Genomic DNA, 16,577 nt, shown 5'->3' with positions numbered 1-16,577 from the left:
ATTTCACAAAACAGGTTTCAGGGAAGTTGTATGGCAACCATTTATGTAGACGGCAAAGAGTACGAGGTAGACGGGGCAGATAACCTGCTGCAAGCCTGTCTGTCGCTGGGTCTGGACGTCCCCTATTTTTGCTGGCACCCGGCGCTGGGTAGCGTTGGCGCCTGCCGCCAGTGTGCGGTCAAACAGTATCAGAATGCCGATGACAAACGCGGTCGTCTGGTCATGTCCTGCATGACCCCGGCCACCGATGGCAGCTACATCGCCATCGAGGATGAAGAGGCTAAAGAGTTTCGCAAGAGCGTGGTGGAGTGGCTGATGACCAACCACCCCCACGACTGTCCGGTGTGTGAAGAGGGCGGCGCCTGCCACCTGCAGGATATGACGGTGATGACCGGCCACAACAGCCGTCGCTACCGTTTCACCAAACGCACCCACCAGAATCAGGAGCTGGGCCCCTTCATCGGTCACGAGATGAACCGCTGCATCGCCTGCTACCGCTGCGTCCGTTACTACAAGGATTATGCCGGTGGCGAGGATCTCGGGGTTTACGGTGCCCACGACAACGTCTATTTCGGCCGGGTCGAGGATGGCACCCTGGAGAGCGAATTTTCCGGCAACCTGGTGGAAGTCTGCCCCACCGGCGTCTTCACCGACAAGACCCACTCCGAACGCTACAACCGTAAATGGGACATGCAGTTTGCTCCCAGCATCTGCCAGCAATGTTCCGTGGGCTGCAACATCAGCCCGGGTGAGCGTTATGGCGAGCTGCGCCGGATTGAAAACCGCTTCCACGGCAGCGTCAACCACTACTTCCTCTGTGACCGTGGCCGCTTTGGCTATGGCTACGTCAATCTGGCCGACCGCCCGCGCCAGCCGCTGCTCAAAGATGGCAACGACCAGCTGACCATCACGGTCGATGGCGCCCTCAACCGCGCCGCCGATGCGCTGCGCACCGCTAGCGGCCTCATCGGCATCGGCTCGCCCCGCGCGTCGCTCGAGAGCAACTTTGCCCTGCGCGAGCTGGTGGGTGAAGCCAACTTCTACGCAGGCGTCGAGCAGGCCGAGTGGGCCTGTCAGCTGAAGATGCTGCAGATCCTGCAACAGGGCGGCGTGCCGACCCCGAGCCTGCGGGACATGGAAGAGGCCGATGCCATTCTGCTGCTCGGCGAAGATGTCACCATGAGCGCCGCCCGTATCGCGCTGGCGCTACGTCAGGCGGTCAAGGGCAAGGCCCGCGAACTGGCCCGCAAGATGAAGGTCGATCTGTGGCAAGTTGCCGCCGTTCAAACCCTGGGTCAGAACGAGCGCTACCCGCTGCTCATTACCAGTCTCGACACCACCCGTCTGGACGATGTGGCGGCCGACAAGCTGCACGCCCCCTATGCCGATCAGGCGCGCCTTGGCTTTGCCATCGCCAACCTGCTCGACCCGAGTGCACCGGCCGTGGCCGATCTCGGCCCCGAGCAGCAGGCACAAGCGGCTCGCTGGGCCGAACTGCTCGGCAACGCCAAGAAGCCGCTCATCATTGCAGGCTCCAGTGCCCGCGATGTGGCACTGGTCGACGCGGCCAGCAACATTGCCCGCGCCCTGAAAGGTCGAGCTCAGGAGGTAAGCATCGCGCTGGTTGGTCAGGAGGCCAACTCGCTGGGTCTGGCCATGCTGGGCGCTCAAACCTTAACAGACAAGCCGCTTGAAGCCGCCCTTGCGCGTATCGAGTCCGAAGAGGGGCTGGCACTGGTCACTCTGGAGAACGATCTCTACCGCCGCGCGCCGCGCAACCGGGTGGATGCTGCGCTGGCTCGCCTGCAGCACCTGCTGGTCATCGACCATCAGGCGACCCTGACCGCCAACAAGGCTGACTTGGTGCTGCCAGCGGCCAGTTTTGCCGAAGCCGATGGCACCCTCGTCAATATGGAAGGGCGCGCCCAGCGCTTCTTCCAGGTCTATGCGCCCGCCTTCTACAACGCCGATATTCAGGTGCGTGAAGGGTGGCGCTGGCTTGCAGCGCTGCAAGGGACGCTCGAACGCAAGCCGCTGCGCTGGCAGAACTTCGATCAGATCAGCCACGCTTGCGCCAGCAGCCATCCGCTGCTGGCCACCATGCTGGAAGCGGCGCCCAACGCGGGCTTGCGGATCCGTGGCATGCGGTTGGCCCGCGAGCCGCACCGCTACAGCGGTCGCACCTCCATGCTGGCGGATCAGAACGTCAGCGAGCCGCGGGTAGCGCAAGATCCAGACTCCCCCTTCAACTTCTCCATGGAAGGGTATGCCGGTGCCCGCCAGAACATGCCGCAAGTGCCCTTTGCCTGGGCGCCGGGCTGGAACTCCCCCTCCGCCTGGAACAAGTTCCAGGATGAAGTCGGTGGTCATCTGCGCGCTGGCGATCCGGGTCGCCGCCTGCTGGAAGCAACAGACCCGCAGGCAGAAGGCAAGGAGCCGCTCGGCTGGTTCACCGCTATCCCTGCCCCCTTCAAGGCCGCAGAGACGCTGCAAGTGGTCAACTATGCCCAGCTGTTTGGCGGCGAGGAGCTCTCCGCCCGCAGCCCGGTCATTCAGGCCCGGATGAACGAACCCGAGCTGGTGCTCAATCCCCTTGATGCAGAGCGTCTGGCCCTGCATGCCGGTAATCAGGTCTCCTTCTCCTGGGGCGGTAGCCACTGGCAGTTGCGCCTGCGTCTTAGTGCACAGCTGAGCGCCGGTCTGGTGGGTCTCCCCCTTGGGGTGAACGGCCTGCCGACGGCCCTGCAACAAGCCTCAATCACTAACCTGCAGGAGGTGATCGCATGAGCGAGTCGCTGATCGATCTGTTGCTGGAGGTGGGCAAGGCACTGATCGTGCTGGTGGGGATCGTGGGGGCTGGCGCCTTCATGAGCTTCATCGAGCGCCGTCTGCTGGCGCTCTGGCAAGACAGGTATGGCCCCAACCGGGTGGGGCCATTTGGTCTGCTCCAGCTGGCCGCCGACATGATCAAGATGTTCTTCAAGGAGGACTGGATCCCGCCGTTCGCCGATCGCCGGATCTTTATCCTGGCCCCCATCATCGCCTTCACCGCCTTTATTCTGGCGTTTGCGGTGGTGCCCATCACCCCCACCTGGGGCGTGGCGGATCTCAATGTGGGGCTGCTCTACATCCTGGCCATCGCGGGGCTGGCGGTCTATGCGGTGCTGTTCGCCGGCTGGTCGAGCAACAACAAATACTCCCTGCTCGGCAGCTTGCGCGCCTCGGCCCAGACCCTCTCCTACGAGGTGTTTCTCGGACTCTCCCTGATGGGAATAGTGATCCAGACCGGCAGCTTCAACCTGCGGGATATCGTCGAGGCACAGGCAGATTTGTGGAATGTGGTGCCCCAAATTCTGGGCTTTGTCACCTTCCTGTTTGCCGGTGTCGCCGTCACCCACCGTCACCCGTTCGATCAGCCGGAAGCCGAGCAGGAGCTCGCCGACGGCTATCACATCGAGTATGCGGGGATGAAGTGGGGTCTCTTCTTCGTGGGCGAGTACATCGGCATCGTGCTGGTATCTTCGCTCATCGTGACCCTCTTCTTCGGTGGCTGGCACGGCCCCTGGTTGCCCCCCTTCATCTGGTTTGCCCTGAAGACCGCCTGTTTCATGGTGTTCTTCATCCTGCTGCGGGCCTCCCTGCCTCGCCCGCGCTTTGACCAGGTGATGTCGTTTGGCTGGAAAGTCTGCTTGCCGCTGACCCTGATCAATATGCTGGTCACCGCGGCAGTTGTACTGATAAGTACGCAGTGAGGCACTCATTATGAAAATTGTTAGCATTATTCAGGGTGTCGGCACCCAGTTACGCAGCCTGGCCATGGTCTTCTCCCATGCCTGGCGGCCCCGTGAAACCCTCAACTATCCGGAGCAGGCGGTCTATGCGGCCCCCCGCTACCGAGGTCGCATCGTGCTGACCCGTGACCCGGACGGGGACGAGCGCTGCGTGGCCTGCAACCTCTGCGCGGTTGCCTGTCCGGTCGGCTGCATCTCGCTGCAAAAATCCGAGCGGGAAGATGGCCGCTGGTATCCGGAGTTCTTTCGCATCAACTTCTCTCGCTGCATCTTCTGCGGCCTGTGCGAAGAGGCCTGCCCCACCACCGCCATCCAGCTGACGCCGGATTTCGAGATGGGTGAGTATCGCCGCCAGGATCTGGTGTACGAGAAGGAGGATCTGCTGATCAGCGGGCCCGGCAAATACCCGGACTACAACTTCTATCGCATGAGCGGGATGGCCATCGACGGCAAGCCGAAAGGGGATGCCGAAAACGAAGCCAAGCCCATCGATGTCAAGAGCCTGCTGCCCTGAGGAGTCAATCATGGAACTGGCATTTTATGCCTCGGCCCTGGTGGCCATTTACAGCACGCTGCGGGTGATCAGCACCAGCAATCCCATGCATGCGCTGCTCAATCTCATCATCTCCCTCATCGCCGTGGCCATGATCTTCTTCTGCCTGGGCGCCGCCTTTGCGGGCGCTCTGCAGGTGATCGTCTACGCCGGCGCCATCATGGTGCTGTTCGTGTTTGTGGTGATGATGCTGAACCTGGGAAGTGCCCAGGCGCAGGAGAAAAACTGGCTCACCCCCATGACCTGGGTAGGCCCTGCCCTGCTCTCGCTGATCCTGCTGGGCTTCTTGGGCCACGGCATTCTCGGGGTGACCGGTGGTCTGATCGGCGTGACCGAGGTGACCGCCAAGCAGGTCGGTGTCGAGCTCTTTGGCCCCTATGTACTGGCGGTGGAGCTCGCCTCCATCCTGCTGCTGGCAGGTCTGGTGACCGCCTATCACCTGGGTCGGGAAGACAAGAGCGGTGAAGTGCTCTCCGTCCCGCGCTCCACATCCCGCTCTGCACAAGAAGGAGGTCAGCAATGAATGGAATCCCCATGGAGCACGGGCTTTTGCTGGCCGCGGTGCTGTTCTGCATCGGCTTGTGCGGTCTGCTGATCCGCCGCAACCTGCTCTACATCCTGATGAGTATCGAGATCATGATGAATGCCTCGGCACTGGCGTTTGTGGTGGCGGGTAGCCGCTGGGCCCAGGCCGATGGCCAGATCATGTATATCCTGGTGATTTCTCTGGCGGCAGCAGAGGCCAGTATCGGCCTCGCCCTGTTACTGCTGCTCTATCGTCGTTACCACACTCTGAACGTGGACACTGTGAGCGAGATGCGCGGATGAGCCTCTTATATCTGACTTTTCTATTTCCGCTGCTGGGATGGCTGGTGCTGGCCTTCTCCCTCGGCCGGTTTGGCGAGCGTACCTCGGCGCTGATCGGGGTAGGCTCCATTGGCCTGTCGGCCCTCACCACCCTGTGGGTGGGCATCGACTTTTTGGCCAACCCGCCCGAGGGCGGCGTCTATATCCAGCACCTGTGGCAGTGGATGGCGGTGGGTCACTTCACCCCAACCTTCAGCCTGGCACTGGATGGCCTGTCGCTGACCATGCTGGGGGTGGTGACCGGAGTGGGTTTCTTCATCCACCTGTTCGCCTCCTGGTATATGCGCGGGGAAGAGGGTTACTCCCGCTTCTTCACCTACACCAACCTCTTTATCGCCAGCATGCTGTTTCTGGTGCTGGCCGATGACCTGCTGTTTGTCTACCTCGGCTGGGAAGGAGTAGGGCTGTGCAGCTACCTGCTGATCGGCTTCTACTACAAGGATCGCAACAACGGCGCGGCGGCCCTTAAGGCCTTCATCGTGACCCGGGTGGGTGATGTCTTCCTCGCCATCGGCCTGTTTATCCTCTATCGGGAACTGGGCACCCTCAATATCCACGATCTGCTGGTGCGCGCCCCCACCCTGTTTGCCGAGGGCTCCCCTGCCCTGTCACTGGCCTGCCTGATGCTGCTGGGTGGTGCGGTCGGCAAATCGGCCCAGTTGCCGCTGCAAACCTGGCTGGCGGATGCCATGGCAGGCCCGACCCCGGTCTCTGCGCTGATCCACGCCGCTACCATGGTGACCGCCGGTGTCTACCTGATTGCCCGTACCCACGGCCTGTTCCTGCTCGCGCCAGAGATCCTCCATCTGGTCGGGCTGGTTGGCGCCATCACCCTGGTGCTGGCAGGCTTTGCCGCGCTGGTTCAGACCGACATCAAGCGGATCCTCGCCTACTCCACCATGAGCCAGATTGGCTACATGTTCTTGGCCCTCGGTGTCGGCGCATGGGAAGGGGCCATCTTCCACCTGATGACCCACGCCTTCTTTAAGGCGCTGCTGTTCCTCTCCGCCGGTGCCGTCATCGTTGCCTGCCACCACGAGCAGAACATCTTCAAGATGGGGGGCCTGCGCAAGAGCCTGCCGCTGGTCTATGCCTGCTTCCTGGTGGGGGGCTCGGCGCTGGCGGCGTTGCCGCTGGTCACCTCCGGTTTCTACAGTAAGGACGCCATCCTGTGGCAAGTAGAAGCCTCTGGTCAAAGCGCGCTGCTGTGGGCCGGTCTGGTGGGGGCATTCCTCACTTCGCTCTATACCTTCCGGCTGATCTTTATCGCCTTCCATGGCAAAGAGCAGACCAAAGCCCATGCGGGCCACGGTCTGGCTCACCATCTGCCGCTGCTGGTGCTGCTGGTGCTCTCCACCGGCATCGGGGCGCTGATCACCCCGCCACTGGCCGGGGTACTGCCGGCAGGCCCGGGGGATCATATCGAAGAGGGTCGCCATGCGCTGGAGGTAGCCTCCGGTATCATTGCCATCGCAGGCATTGCGCTCGCCGCGTTTCTGTTCCTTGGTGAGCGTCGTCTGGCCACCGCCATTGCCAACAGTGCGCCAGGTCGCCTGCTCAGCACGCTCTGGTTCAACGCCTGGGGCTTTGACTGGCTCTATGACCAGCTGTGGGTCAAACCCTATCTGCTGGCGACCCGGCTGTTGGCCCGCGACCCGCTGGACTGGATGATGGGACTGCCCGCCTGGATTGCACTGCGTGGCAACCAGCTGCTGGCCTGGACCGTGACCGGCAAGTTGCGCTGGTATGCCGCCTCCATGGGGATCGGCGCCTTGCTGGTGCTGGCGCTGTTGCTGCTGGGGTAACGCGATGAACAACCGGACAATCATACAGCCAGGCTGTTTGCTCTCCCTGATGGAACAGGGAGCGCAATCTCATATGAACTTGAACGAGAGCTGATACCGTGACCTTACTCTGGATCTTGCTAATTCCTTTTATCGGCGGCTTGCTCTGCTGGCAGATGGAGCGTCTCGGCGGGCAGTTTGTCCGCTGGGTTGCCCTGCTCTCCATGAGCGCCAGCCTGCTGCTCTCCTGTGCCATCTGGCTCGGCAGTGACTTCTCGCTTGCCACGACCGGCCTCGACAGTGCGGGCGTCACCGGTGCCGCCTCCGCCTGGGCTGCCGAGTGGCGCCTACCCTGGATCCCCCGCTTTGGCATCTCTTTGCATCTGGCAGTGGATGGCTTGTCGCTCTTGATGGTGATGCTCACCTGCTTTATCGGGGTGCTGGCCATCCTCTGTTCGTGGAAAGAGATCGTGCAGCGCATCGGCTTCTTCCACCTCAACCTGCTCTGGATCCTCGGCGGCGTGCTCGGCGTCTTCATGGCGCTGGACCTGTTCCTCTTCTTCTTCTTCTGGGAGATGATGCTGGTCCCCATGTACTTCCTGATTGCGCTGTGGGGCCACTCGGTCACTGACGGCAAATCACGGATCAACGCCGCGACCAAGTTCTTTATCTACACCCAGGTTTCGGGCCTGATCATGCTGGTGGCCATCATCGGGCTGGTGCTGACCCACCAGCATGCCACCGGTGTCTTCACCTTCAACTATCTGGATCTGCTCAATACCCCGATGAGCAAGGGCGTTCAGTGGCTGCTGATGCTGGGCTTCTTTATCGCCTTTGCGGTCAAGATGCCGCTGGTGCCGCTGCACGGCTGGCTGCCGGATGCCCACAGTCAGGCGCCGACCGCAGGCTCGGTGGATTTGGCCGGGATCTTGCTGAAAACCGCCGCCTACGGTCTGCTGCGCTTTGCCCTGCCGCTGTTCCCCGAGGCGTCCGCCGAGTTTGCCCCCTACGCCATGGTGCTGGGCCTAATCGGCATCGTCTACGGCGCCATCGTGGCATTCGGTCAGACCGACATCAAACGGCTGGTGGCCTACACCAGCATCTCCCACATGGGTTTTGTGATGATCGCCATCTACTCGGGTAGCGAGCTGGCCCTGCAGGGCGCCGTGGTGCAGATGATCGCCCACGGGCTGTCTGCTGCCGGTCTCTTTATCCTCTGCGGTCAGCTCTACGAGCGGTTGCACACCCGGGATTTGCGCCAGATGGGCGGCCTGTGGGGGCGTCTGCGCTATCTGCCCGGTGTGATGCTGTTCTTCTCGGTGGCGTCGCTCGGCATGCCGGGCACCGGCAACTTTGTCGGCGAGTTCCTGATCCTGGTCGGCAGCTTCCAGGTTGCCCCTGTCATCACGGCAGTCGCCACCTTCGGTCTGGTGCTGGCCTCGGTCTACTCTCTCATCATGTTGCAGCGTGCCTGCTTTGGCCCCGCCAAGGATGAGAGCATGCTCAAGGGACTGGATCGCCGCGAGCTGACCATGATGATGGTGATCGCGGGCCTGCTGGTCCTGCTTGGCCTCTATCCCCAACCCGTGATTGACACCGCCAGCAGCAGCCTTATCAACGTGCTGCACTGGTATCTGCTGCCGACTGCTGGAGCCCTGCAATGACTTTCTCCGCTTCCCAACTGCTGGCACTGCTTCCCCTGCTGTTGACCACCGGGGCCATGGCGGCCCTGATGCTGGCCATCGCCTGGCGCCGCTGTGTCACCACCGCCTTTACCGTGACCATTGTTGGCCTCAACCTGGCGCTCTTCTCGCTGCCCATCGTGATGGCGCAGGGGGATCAGGGCGTCACCCCGCTGCTGCAAGTGGACAGTTACGCCGTCTTCTACATGGGACTGGTACTGATCGGCGCCCTGGCCACCTGCACCTTCGGTCAATCGTGGCTGAAAGCCTACCCGGACAACCGGGAGGAGTTCTTCCTGCTGCTGCTGATCGCCACTGCCGGTGGTCTGGTGCTGGCCTGCTCCCGTCACCTCGCATCCCTCTTTATCGGGATTGAGATGCTGACCCTGCCGATGTTCGGTCTGGTGGGTTACGCCTACCGCGAGCGCCACTCGCTGGAAGCCGCGGTGAAATACATGGTGCTCTCTGCCGCCGCCACCGCCTTCCTGTTGTTTGGCATGGCGCTGCTCTATGCCCAGGCAGGCAGCCTGAGCTTTGCCGCCCTGGGGCAGACCCTGGCCGAGAGCCCGGCTCACCATCCGCTGCTGATGGGCGGTTTGGGGTTAATGCTGGTCGGCTTTGCCTTTAAACTCTCCTTGGCCCCCTTCCACCTCTGGACCCCGGATGTCTACGAAGGTGCCCCGGCGCCGGTCGCCACCTTCCTCGCCACCGTCAGCAAGGTGGCGGTCTTTGCCGTGCTGCTGCGCTTCTATCTGGCGGTACCGGCGGCGAGCGATCCCATGATCCACTGGCTGCTGGCAGCCATGGCGGTCATCTCCATCCTGGTCGGCAACCTGCTGGCCCTGGTGCAGACCAACGTCAAACGGATGCTGGGTTACTCCTCCATCTCCCACTTCGGTTACCTGCTAGCGGTGATCGTGGCGAGCCGATTCGGCCAGATGCCGGTGGAAGCGGCCGGGGTCTATCTGCTGATGTACCTCTTCACCAGCCTGGGTGCCTTTGGCGTGGTGAGCATGATGTCGAGCCCCTATCGCGGCAAGGATGCAGACTCCCTGCACAGCTATCGTGGCCTGTTCTGGAAGCGCCCATACCTCACTGCCGTGCTGACGGTGATGATGCTCTCCCTGGCGGGTATCCCGATGACGCTCGGCTTTATCGGCAAGTTCTACCTCATCGGCGTCACCGTCGAGGCGCAGCTCTGGTGGCTCTCCGGCGCCATCGTGCTCGGCAGCGCACTGGGTCTCTACTACTACCTCAAGGTGATGGTGACCCTCTATCTGCGCGAACCGGGTATGCAGCAGCGCGATGCCAGCGCCGACTGGGCACTCTCCTCCGGTGGCGTGGTGGTACTGCTCTCTGCCGCTCTGGTGGTGTTGCTGGGGCTCTATCCCCAGCCGGTCATCAGCCTGGTCCAAGGGTTCCAGCACGTGGTGTTGCAGTAACCTTCGCTGACATTCCCCCTCATCATTACCCGTAAAAACCGGCAGCCTTGGCTGCCGGTTTTTTTATCAAATCCTTCCCCTTAAACCATTTGCAGGGCTTGAATCGATTCTCCCCTCATCAACGTACTGTGACTAAGCCATTGGTTGACGTGGCACCTCGCCTGCCTGACCCACTCAGTTGAACCATAAAAAAACCGGCCAAATTTGGCCGGTTTCTGTTTTTATGCGCTTGCGCTGTCGCTATTAACCCAGGCGGACCCGGGCGTTTCGGAACATCCGCATCCAGGCACCATCCTCACCCCAATTGTCCGGGTGCCAGGAGTTGGCCACGGTGCGGAACACCCGCTCCGGGTGCGGCATCATGATGGTGGCGCGACCGTCCGTGGTAGTGACGGCGGTGATACCGTTCGGCGAGCCGTTCGGGTTGGCCGGGTATTGCTCGGTCACGCTGCCGCGGTTGTCGACAAAGCGCAGTCCTACCAGACCGCTGGCTTGCAGCGCAGCCAGGTGAGCGGCATCGCGCACTTCGACACGCCCTTCCCCGTGGGAGACGGCAATGGGCATCACGGAGCCCGCCATGCCGGCAAAGAAGGCGGACGGAGAGTCTTGCACCTCTACCAGACTGAAGCGTGCCTCGAAGCGCTCGGAGCGGTTGCGCACAAAGCGCGGCCACAGATCGGCACCCGGGATGAGGTCTCGCAAGTTGGACATCATCTGGCAACCGTTGCAGACACCCAGAGAGAGGGTATCGCCACGCTCGAAGAAGCGCTGGAACTGTTCGCGGGCGTTGTCGTTGAACAGGATGGACTTGGCCCAGCCTTCACCGGCACCCAGCACGTCACCGTAGGAGAAGCCGCCACAGGCCACCAGGGTCTGGAACTCCTCCAGCTTGATACGACCGGAGAGAATGTCGCTCATGTGCACGTCCACCGCCGCGAAACCGGCACGGTCGAACGCCGCCGCCATCTCCACGTGGGAGTTGACCCCCTGCTCGCGCAGCACGGCCAGACGGGGAGAGACACCACTGGCGATATAGGGCGCCGCCACATCCTCGGACGGGTTGTAAGTCAGCTTGGCATGCAGACCCGGATCGGTGGCGTCCTGACGAGCGGCATGCTCACTGTCGGCGCACACCGGGTTGTCGCGCAGCCGCTGCATCTGCCAGCTGGTCTCGCCCCAGATGGTGCGCAGCGCAGTGCGGCTGGCGCGATAGACCTCCTGACCGCCCCGCTGCAAGGTGATGAGATCCCCTTCGCGCACGGTGCCGAGCACATGAGAGCAGGCCGCCAGACCGTGACCGGCCAGCAGGGTCATCACCGCTTCTTTATCTTCACGGCGCACCTGAATGACGGCGCCCAGCTCCTCGTTGAACAGCGCCGGCAGCAGATCGCCACCGATGCGATCGAGCTGGATGTCGAGGCCACAGTGACCGGCAAACGCCATCTCGGTCAGGGTGACGAACAGGCCGCCGTCAGAACGGTCGTGATAGGCGATCAGCTTGCGATCGGCCACCAGCGCCTGAATGGCGTTGAAGAAGCCCTTGAGCTGAACCGGATTGTCGAGATCCGGCGCCTTGTCGCCCAGTTGACGATAGACCTGCGCCAGCGCAGATGCGCCGAGGCGCTGTTTGCCGTTGCCAAGGTCGATGAGGATAAGGTCGGTTTCACCGAGATCGGTACGCAGTTGTGGCGTGACTGTGTTGCGCACATCCTCAACCCGGGCAAAGGCGGAGATGAGCAGGGAGAGCGGCGAGGTGACGCTGTGCTCCTTGCCATCCTGCTGCCAGCGGGTCTTCATCGACATGGAGTCCTTGCCCACCGGGATGGTGATGCCAAGGGCCGGGCAGAGCTCCTCGCCCACCGCCTTGACCGCCTCATAGAGGCCGGCATCCTCACCCGGGTGACCGGCAGCGGCCATCCAGTTGGCGGAGAGCTTGACCCGCTTGAGGGAACCGATATGAGCCGGTGCCAGGTTGGTGAGCGCTTCCGCTACCGCCATACGGGCAGAGGCGGCGTGAGAGAGCAGCGCGACCGGGGTGCGCTCGCCCATCGACATGGCTTCACCGTGATAGCTGTCGTAGGTGGCGGCGGTGACGGCGCAATCGGCCACCGGGATCTGCCAGGGGCCAACCATCTGGTCGCGGTTAACCAGACCCGTCACGCTGCGATCGCCGATGGTGATCAGGAAGGATTTCTCCGCCACGGTCGGCAGACGCAGTACCCGCTCGGCCGCGTCACTTAAAGTGATGCCATCGAGCTGGAGCGCTTTGCCTTGCGCAGGCAGGGTCACCACATCGCGGTGCATCTTGGGCGCCTTGCCCAGCAGCACATCCAGCGGCAGATCGATGGGCTGGTTGTCAAAGTGGCTGTCAGAGAGGGTGAGATGCTTCTCTTCGGTCGCGGTGCCGATCACGGCGTAAGGCGCTCGCTCACGCTCGCACAGCGCCTTGAACAGCGGCAGCTTGTCCTGCGCTACCGCCAGCACATAACGCTCCTGGGATTCGTTGCACCAGATCTCCAGCGGGCTCATGCCCGGCTCGTCGCTCTGGATAGCGCGCAAATCGAAACGACCGCCACGCTCACCGTCATTGACCAGCTCAGGCATGGCGTTGGAGAGACCACCCGCCCCCACATCATGGATAAAGACGATGGGGTTGTCGTCACCCAGCTGCCAGCAGCGGTCGATCACCTCCTGGCAACGGCGCTCCATCTCGGGGTTGTCACGCTGCACCGAGGCAAAGTCGAGATCTTCGGCCGACTGGCCGGAGGCCATGGAGGATGCCGCACCGCCGCCCAGACCGATGTTCATGGCCGGGCCGCCCAGCACGATGAGGGCCGCGCCGACCGGGATCTCCCCTTTCTGGACATGTTCGGTGCGGATGTTGCCAATGCCGCCTGCCAGCATGATGGGTTTGTGGTAGCCACGCACCTCGACGCCATTGTGGCTCGGCACCTCCTCTTCGAAGGTACGGAAGTAACCGAGAATGGCCGGACGGCCGAACTCGTTGTTAAACGCAGCGCCGCCGAGCGGCCCCTCCTGCATGATGTCAAAGGCACTGACGATACGGCTCGGCTTGCCGAAATCCTGCTCCCAGGGCTGCTCGAAGCCGGGGATGCGCAGGTTGGAGACGGAGAAACCGACCAGACCCGCCTTGGGCTTGGCACCGCGACCGGTGGCACCCTCGTCGCGGATTTCGCCGCCGGAGCCGGTGGCCGCGCCCGGGAAGGGAGAGATGGCGGTCGGGTGGTTGTGGGTCTCCACCTTCATCAGGATGTCGACCTGCTCCTGGTGATACTGGTATTCGCCGTTGGCCGGGCTCGGGAAGAAGCGGCCACCCTGGCTCCCTTCCATCACCGCGGCGTTGTCTTTATAGGCAGAGAGGACATGATCCGGCGTCTGCTCGAAGGTGTTCTTGATCATCTTGAACAGCGACTTGGGCTGTTGCTCACCGTCGATGGTCCAGTCGGCATTGAAGATCTTGTGACGGCAGTGCTCGGAGTTCGCCTGGGCAAACATATAGAGCTCGATGTCATTGGGATTGCGACCCAGCCTGGTGAAATTCTCCACCAGATAGTCGATTTCGTCATCGGCCAGCGCCAGACCCAGCGCCACGTTGGCCTCGGCCAGCGCGGCACGGCCACCACCCAGCACATCCACCTGGGTGAAGGGGCGCGGCTCGTGGTGAGCAAACAGGGCAGCAGCTTCGCTCATCTCGGCAAACACCACTTCCATCATCCGATCATGCAGCACGGCAGCAATGGCGCTGCGCTGGGCGGCACTCAGCTCACCCTGCCCCTTGATAGTCAGGTAATAGGCAATACCGCGCTCCAGCCGCTTGACCTGTTTCAGGCCGCAGTTGTGGGCGATGTCGGTTGCTTTGGAAGACCAGGGGGAGATAGTGCCGGGGCGGGGGGTAACAAGAAACAGCTGACCGCTGGGGGTGTGTTCGGGGATGGTCGGGCCGTAGCGCAAGAGCTGGCCCAAGGTCGCTCGCTCGGGGGGAGAGAGGGGGCTTGTCAGCTCGGCAAAGTGCACATACTCGGCATAGACATCCTCTATCTCTACTCCGCTCTCTACTCCACTCTCCGTACCACTCTCATTTCTCATCTGTGCGAAGCGTTGCAGCAGTTTTTGGACACGAAAATCAGACAGTGCTGGGGCACCACGCAAGATATCCATATGACCTTTCTCACCAAGTTTTAAAGTGGGGGGGAATTGAGACGCGCGTATTATAGGGATCTGGCTCACGCCGGACAAACGTTTTTCTCACTTCGTGCAGTGTGACTCTGCGCACACTCTCTGGTATAAAGGTGCCTCTTTTTTGACAAATGCCGATTTTTTCAACAAAGGTACTCACCTACTTGCGCTGCATTTTTCGACTGTTTATCGGGCTGTTGTTGACGCTGACTCTGGTTGGCTGCGACTTCTATAGCCCCTCCAGCCAGCTGGAGCAGATCCGCCAGCGAGGCGAGATCCGGGTTGGCACCATCTATGGTCCCACCTCTTATTACCAGCGTGACGACCTCGCACAGGGGTTCGATTACGAGCTGGCGCAAAACTATGCCGACTGGTTGGGGGTGAAACTCACCATCATTCCGGTCGACACCACTGACGAACTGGTCGCCCTGCTGAAAAAGGGCAAACTCGATCTGGCCGCCGCCGCCATCATGGTCACCCCCGAGCGACGCGAGCTGTTTCGCTTCGGCCCGGGCTTCTATCAGGTCTCCCCCAAGCTGGTCTACCGCAACGGCAAGCCCAAGCCAGCCTCATTGAACGACATCAAGGGCAAACTGGTCGTCGCCGCCGGCTCCACCGGGGAAGACCTGCTCAAAGAGATGAGCAAGGAGAATCCGAAACTGATGTGGAGCACCAGCCACAATGCCGATGTGGAGGAGCTGCTCAAGCAGGTGGTGGATGGCAAGATTGACTATACGGTGGTGCAGGATACCGTGCTGGCCCGGACCCAGCGCTACTACCCGGAGCTCACCGAGGGGCTGACCCTGGCCCAGAAGCAGACCGTCGCCTGGGCCATGAGCAAGCTGCCCGATGACAGCCTCTATGCCAGCGTGATCGACTTCTTCGGTCAGCGCTTCATGGATGGGGCCATCGCCAAGCTGGACGAGAAGTACTTCGGCCACGTGCAGAACTTCGATTTTGTCGATACCCGTACCTTCCTCAAGCGCGCCAAGAGCCTGCTGCCCAAGTACCAGCCGCTGTTCCAGACTCACGCCAAGAATATCGACTGGCGTCTGCTCGCCGCCATCAGCTATCAGGAGTCCCACTGGGACCCGCAGGCCCGCTCCTACACCGGCGTGCGCGGCATGATGATGCTGACCGAGCCCACCGCCAAGGCGATGGGGGTCAACGACCGGCTCCATCCGGAAGAGAGCATCAAGGGGGGGTCCCTCTATCTGCAACAGATGATGGAGAAGGTGCCGGACTCGGTGCCCGATGACGAGAAGGTGTGGTTTGCCCTCACCGCCTACAACATCGGTTACGGCCACATGATGGATGCCCGCCGCCTGGCCAAGGATCTTGGCAAGAATCCCGACGCCTGGAGCGACGTGAAAGAGGTGCTGCCGCTGCTGCAACAGGCGCGCTGGCATCGCAAGGTGCGTTACGGCTATGCCCGTGGCAGCGAGGCGCGCAACTATGTCAACAACGTGCGCCAGTACTACCAGAGCCTGCTGTGGCTCGACAACGAGCAGCAGAAGGCGCACCAGCGGGAGAGTCTCGACAACGACAGCGAGCCGGAGCTGGCCGAGCGCCCCACCATCATCGCCGAGGTGGTCAATCAGATCACCTTGCGCTAACCAGCCATTATTCGGCTGTTTTCACGCAAATTTCTCTGTTACCATCGATTCACATCGGAGCCTATCCGAAATCGCATTGTTTTCATTATGTTGAGAGATTAAATAACAGCAATTTCGGATGGGCTCCATCAATGACCCAAGGCCGGGACGGCCACCCAGTTGGGAGGAGACCAAGATGCAAAAACGTAGAAAAATCAGTCTGGTCAGAAAAGCGAAGTGCAGCTGGAGCCCCAGACGCAAACTCAAGCTTAATGACATCAAGCGCAACCTGTGGCGCAGAAATCGATCCTATACCCTGCTTATTGCAGAGCACACAGCATAAACCCGGCATTCGCCGGGTTTTTTTATCTTCTTTCTTACCTGACTACCGTCTTACACCAGCGCCGCCTTGAACTGTACCGTCCGCTTGGATACCAGCGAGTTGCAGTGGTTGCAGAAGTAATCCACCGCACCGCACGCCTTGAGACGCTCCAGCTCCTGCTGGCAGGTGGGGCAGATGGCCGTGACACGCACAGGGGCCTGGCACTGACCACAGGTCTGTTCCTTGCTGCGGGTATCCAGTTCGGCCTGGCATGACGGGCAAAGCAGGGCTTCCATTGTCGACTCCTCATAAAGTGAACCTGCGATGGGCTTGCCCATGGCGGG

11 protein-coding genes are annotated in these 16,577 nt (G+C 61.7%); 9 read left to right on the top strand and 2 right to left on the bottom strand.

Annotated elements, in window-relative coordinates; all coding sequences use genetic code 11:
• Nucleotides 1-30 precede the first annotated feature (30 nt).
• The 8 genes from nuoG to nuoN all read left to right on the top strand — a co-directional run bounded on the left by nuoG (nt 31) and on the right by nuoN (nt 10,119).
• On the top strand, nt 31-2,787 hold the full coding sequence (gene nuoG / locus I6G90_RS03310; protein WP_197929729.1) for an NADH-quinone oxidoreductase subunit NuoG: 2,757 nt from the start codon (nt 31-33) through the stop codon (nt 2,785-2,787).
• Nucleotides 2,784-3,752, top strand: a complete 969-nt coding sequence (gene nuoH / locus I6G90_RS03305; RefSeq protein WP_005344904.1) for an NADH-quinone oxidoreductase subunit NuoH — start codon at nt 2,784-2,786, stop codon at nt 3,750-3,752. The genes nuoG and nuoH overlap by 4 nt, the downstream gene beginning before the upstream one ends.
• Before the next feature lie 10 nt (nt 3,753-3,762).
• On the top strand, nt 3,763-4,305 hold the full coding sequence (nuoI, locus tag I6G90_RS03300) for an NADH-quinone oxidoreductase subunit NuoI (RefSeq protein ID WP_005337245.1): 543 nt from the start codon (nt 3,763-3,765) through the stop codon (nt 4,303-4,305).
• A gap of 10 nt (nt 4,306-4,315) precedes the next feature.
• Nucleotides 4,316-4,867 (top strand): NADH-quinone oxidoreductase subunit J, encoded by a 552-nt coding sequence (nuoJ, locus tag I6G90_RS03295; protein ID WP_139408719.1) that lies wholly within the window; start codon nt 4,316-4,318, stop codon nt 4,865-4,867.
• Nucleotides 4,864-5,172 (top strand): NADH-quinone oxidoreductase subunit NuoK, encoded by a 309-nt coding sequence (gene nuoK, locus I6G90_RS03290; RefSeq protein WP_005337247.1) that lies wholly within the window; start codon nt 4,864-4,866, stop codon nt 5,170-5,172. Before nuoJ ends, nuoK begins: the two co-directional genes overlap by 4 nt.
• Nucleotides 5,169-7,016 carry an NADH-quinone oxidoreductase subunit L gene (gene nuoL, locus I6G90_RS03285; protein WP_197929727.1) on the top strand — a complete coding sequence of 616 codons (1,848 nt, stop codon included), beginning with the start codon at nt 5,169-5,171 and terminating at the stop codon, nt 7,014-7,016. Before nuoK ends, nuoL begins: the two co-directional genes overlap by 4 nt.
• 98 nt (nt 7,017-7,114) lie before the next feature.
• Entirely contained in the window at nt 7,115-8,659 is a 1,545-nt protein-coding gene (gene nuoM / locus I6G90_RS03280) for an NADH-quinone oxidoreductase subunit M (protein WP_197929726.1), read from the top strand.
• A complete protein-coding gene (gene nuoN / locus I6G90_RS03275; protein WP_005351071.1) occupies nt 8,656-10,119 on the top strand; it encodes an NADH-quinone oxidoreductase subunit NuoN in 1,464 nt (487 codons plus the stop codon). Before nuoM ends, nuoN begins: the two co-directional genes overlap by 4 nt.
• A gap of 243 nt (nt 10,120-10,362) precedes the next feature.
• On the opposite strand, the gene purL is transcribed toward nuoN, so the two are convergent.
• Nucleotides 10,363-14,298 (bottom strand): phosphoribosylformylglycinamidine synthase, encoded by a 3,936-nt coding sequence (gene purL / locus I6G90_RS03270; protein WP_197929725.1) that lies wholly within the window; start codon nt 14,296-14,298, stop codon nt 10,363-10,365.
• A gap of 149 nt (nt 14,299-14,447) precedes the next feature.
• Between purL and mltF the strand changes: the two genes are divergently transcribed.
• Complete coding sequence (mltF, locus tag I6G90_RS03265) at nt 14,448-15,932, top strand: membrane-bound lytic murein transglycosylase MltF (protein ID WP_197929723.1); 1,485 nt, start codon at nt 14,448-14,450, stop codon at nt 15,930-15,932.
• Nucleotides 15,933-16,304: 372 nt separating this feature from the next.
• Here mltF and I6G90_RS03260 read toward each other — a convergent pair whose 3' ends face one another.
• Nucleotides 16,305-16,529 (bottom strand): zinc ribbon domain-containing protein, encoded by a 225-nt coding sequence (locus I6G90_RS03260; RefSeq protein WP_197929722.1) that lies wholly within the window; start codon nt 16,527-16,529, stop codon nt 16,305-16,307.
• Nucleotides 16,530-16,577: the final 48 nt, after the last annotated feature.

Origin of the sequence: Aeromonas allosaccharophila, assembly GCF_016026615.1 — a bacterium.
Lineage (GTDB): Bacteria > Pseudomonadota > Gammaproteobacteria > Enterobacterales > Aeromonadaceae > Aeromonas > Aeromonas allosaccharophila.
Note: the sequence above shows the minus strand (reverse complement) of the source record. Positions and strands in the feature narration are given on the sequence as shown.